We start from the raw sequence: 3,849 nt of genomic DNA on the forward strand, positions 1-3,849 counted from the left end.
CGCTGGCCGTCGCGGAGGGGCTGCTGCGGCACTGCGTACGGCGGTTCGGCGGGGTGACGGGTGATGTGTTCGGGGCGCTCGCGGAGACGGCGGGGCTGACGGCACTGGTGGTGCTGGCGCTCGGCCGGTGAGGCTCCGGACGGTGTCCGCCGGGCCCTCCGCCTGACGTGCCATCAGCGCGGTGTGGCGTGGGTCTCACCGGGCGGGGCGGAGCCATGTGACGCCGTCGCGCGTAGGCTCGGCCGCAGCAGCGCCCTGTGCGCGATCAGAAACCCGGACGGAACAGGACTTTCATCACCGTGACTGCACTGACCCTCAGTACTTCTTCCGCCGCGACGGCGCGTGTGGATGCCGTCGTCGTGGGCGTGGCCAAGGGCCCCAAGGGCGTCGTGGCGGCCCCCGGCGCCGAGGCCGTGGACGAGGCGTTCGGCGGCAAGCTGGCCGCCGTGCTGGAGACCCTCGGCGCGAGCGGTGCCGAGGGCGAGGTGACCAAGTTGCCGGCGACCGAGGGCCTCAAGGCGCCGGTCGTGGTGGCGGTCGGCCTCGGTGACGCCCCCGCCGAGGACGAGGTCTACGACCACGAGGCGCTGCGCCGCGCCGCGGGCAGCGCCGCCCGCGCCCTGGCCGGCTCCAAGAAGGCCGGCTTCGCCCTGCCCCTGGAGGACGCCGACGCCGCCGCCGCGGTCGCCGAGGGCGCGCTGCTGGGCGCGTACGCGTTCACCGCGTACCGCGGCAACGGCGCCAAGGGCCGCGGGAAGGGCGCGAAGAAGAACGACGCCTCCGCGCCGCTGGCGGAGGTCGCCCTGCTCGGCGGCAAGCCGCGGGACAAGGAGTTCAAGGCGGCCGCCGAGCGCGCCCAGGTGCTCACCTCGGAGATCAACCGCGCCCGCGACCTGATCAACACGCCCTCCAACGACCTGGACCCGAAGGCGTTCGCGGCCGAGGCGCAGGCCGCCGCCAAGGAGTTCGGCCTGACCGTCGAGGTGCTGGACGAGAAGGCACTCAAGAAGGGCGGCTTCGGCGGTCTGACGGGCGTCGGCCAGGGTTCGCAGAACCCGCCGCGGCTGGTGCGCGTCGCGCACACCCACCCCGACGCGACCAGCACGCTCGCCCTCGTCGGCAAGGGCATCACCTACGACTCGGGCGGCATCTCGCTCAAGCCGGCCGGCCACAACGAGACGATGAAGTGCGACATGAGCGGTGCCGCCGCGGTGTTCGCCGCCGTGGTCGCCGCCGCCCGGCTCGGCCTCGCGGTCAACGTCACCGGCTGGCTCGCCCTCGCCGAGAACATGCCGTCGGGCAGCGCCACCCGCCCGGGTGACGTCCTGACGATGTACAGCGGCAAGACCGTCGAGGTGCTCAACACCGACGCCGAGGGCCGGCTGGTGCTGGCCGACGCGCTGACCCGCGCCTCGGAGGAGGAGCCCGACGCGATCGTGGACGTGGCGACGCTGACCGGCGCGATGATGCTGGCGCTGGGCAACCGCACGTTCGGGATCATGGCCAACGACGACGATTTCCGCACCGAGCTGCACGAGATCGCGGAGGAGGTCGGCGAGCAGGCCTGGCCGATGCCGCTGCCGGCCGAGCTGCGCAAGAGCATGGACTCGCCGGTCGCCGACCTCGCCAACATGGGTGAGCGGATGGGCGGCGGCCTGGTCGCCGGCCTGTTCCTGAAGGAGTTCGTGGGCGAGGGCATCCCCTGGGCGCACCTGGACATCGCGGGCCCGGCGTTCCACGAGGGCGCGCCGTTCGGCTACACGCCCAAGGGCGGCACCGGCTCCGCGGTGCGGACGCTGGTCCGGCTCGCCGAGCACACCGCCGCGGGCGACCTCGGCTGACGCCGCCGCGCACCGCGCGTCCGTACGGCCCCGCGGCCTGTGGCCCGGGGCCGTCGGCGTGCGTTCGCCCTCGACGAAATCCGCAGCTCGTACGCGGAGGTAACCCCTTGGCGGCCCCCGTCCGGCGGCCGCCCGGCCCGGCCCGCCGTCCCGGCTTCGTTCAACAAGTGCGAAGATGGGTTCTCGGCAGGGCAGGGCCCCCCTTACCCAGGGCCGAATTCAATGCGGCCGAACCACAGCCGCCGCCCGGTCACCGCAGACCGGGGCCGGCGTACCCATGCATGGAGGACGTGACGTGGCGAACGACGCCAGCACCGTTTTCGACCTAGTGATCCTCGGAGGCGGTAGCGGTGGTTACGCCGCTGCCCTGCGCGGGGCGCAGCTGGGCCTGGACGTCGCCCTGATCGAGAAGAACAAGCTCGGCGGCACCTGCCTGCACAACGGCTGCATCCCCACCAAGGCGCTGCTGCACGCCGGCGAGATCGCCGACCAGGCCCGCGAGGCCGAGCAGTTCGGCGTCAAGGCGGTCTTCGAGGGCATCGACATCAAGGCCGTCCACAAGTACAAGGACGACGTGATCGCGGGCCTGTACAAGGGCCTCCAGGGCCTGGTCGCCTCGCGCAAGGTGACCTACATCGAGGGCGAGGGCCGGCTGTCCTCCCCGACCTCGGTCGATGTGAACGGTCAGCGCGTCCAGGGCCGCCACGTCCTGCTCGCCACCGGTTCCGTGCCGAAGTCGCTGCCGGGCCTGGAGATCGACGGCAACCGCATCATCTCCTCGGACCACGCGCTCACCCTGGACCGCGTCCCGCAGTCCGCGATCATCCTGGGCGGCGGCGTCATCGGCGTCGAGTTCGCCTCGGCGTGGAAGTCCTTCGGTACCGACGTCACGGTGATCGAGGGCCTCAAGCACCTCGTCCCCGTCGAGGACGAGAACAGCTCCAAGCTGCTGGAGCGCGCCTTCCGCAAGCGGGGCATCAAGTTCAACCTCGGCACCTTCTTCGAGAAGGCCGAGTACACCGAGAACGGTGTGCGGGTCACCCTGGCCGACGGCAAGACCTTCGAGGCCGAGGTGCTGCTGGTCGCGATCGGCCGCGGGCCGGTCTCGGCGGGCCTGGGCTACGAGGAGCAGGGCGTCGCGATGGACCGCGGCTACGTCCTGGTCGACGAGTACATGCGCACCAACGTGCCGACCGTCTCGGCCGTCGGTGACCTCGTCCCCACCCTCCAGCTCGCGCACGTCGGCTTCGCCGAGGGCATCCTGGTGGCGGAGCGGCTGGCCGGTCTGAAGACCGTGCCGATCGACTACGACGGCGTGCCGCGGGTGACGTACTGCCACCCCGAGGTCGCCTCCGTCGGTATCACCGAGGCCAAGGCCAAGGAGCTGTACGGCGCGGACAAGGTCGTCGCCCTGAAGTACAACCTGGCGGGCAACGGCAAGAGCAAGATCCTCAAGACCGCGGGCGAGATCAAGCTGGTCCAGGTCAAGGACGGTGCCGTGGTCGGCGTCCACATGGTCGGTGACCGCATGGGCGAGCAGGTCGGCGAGGCCCAGCTGATCTACAACTGGGAGGCCCTGCCGGCCGAGGTGGCGCAGCTCGTGCACGCCCACCCGACGCAGAACGAGGCGCTCGGCGAGGCCCACCTGGCCCTGGCCGGCAAGCCCCTCCACTCCCACGACTGACCCCTTTCCCGGGCGCGATCACATCCGCTTCCCCGATCTCGACTTCGCTCGAACAGGGGAGACCCCATCCGTAAGGAGCAACTGGAACCATGGCGGTTTCCGTAACCCTTCCGGCGCTCGGCGAGAGCGTCACCGAGGGCACCGTCACCCGCTGGCTGAAGGCCGAGGGTGAGCGCGTCGAGGCCGACGAGCCCCTGCTGGAGGTGTCGACCGACAAGGTCGACACCGAGATCCCGGCCCCGGCCTCCGGCGTCCTGTCGTCCATCAAGGTCGCCGAGGACGAGACGGTGGAGGTCGGCGCCGAGCTGGCCCTCATCGACGACG

General features: G+C 71.6%; 4 protein-coding genes. All 4 read left to right on the top strand.

Features of this window, described 5'->3' with window-relative positions; genetic code table 11:
• Positions 1–131: adenosylcobinamide-GDP ribazoletransferase (locus tag AC51EU_RS28140; RefSeq protein WP_496269911.1), on the top strand; the 131-nt coding region annotated here is incomplete at its 5' end.
• A gap of 168 nt (positions 132–299) precedes the next feature.
• Entirely contained in the window at positions 300–1,841 is a 1,542-nt protein-coding gene (locus AC51EU_RS28145) for a leucyl aminopeptidase (RefSeq protein ID WP_496269908.1), read from the top strand.
• 295 nt (positions 1,842–2,136) lie between these two features.
• On the top strand, positions 2,137–3,525 hold the full coding sequence (gene lpdA / locus AC51EU_RS28150) for a dihydrolipoyl dehydrogenase (RefSeq protein WP_496269909.1): 1,389 nt from the start codon (positions 2,137–2,139) through the stop codon (positions 3,523–3,525).
• A gap of 89 nt (positions 3,526–3,614) precedes the next feature.
• A partial coding sequence (locus AC51EU_RS28155) for a biotin/lipoyl-containing protein (RefSeq protein WP_496269910.1) occupies positions 3,615–3,849 on the top strand: 235 nt, incomplete at its 3' end.

This window comes from Candidatus Streptomyces philanthi (assembly GCF_059553635.1).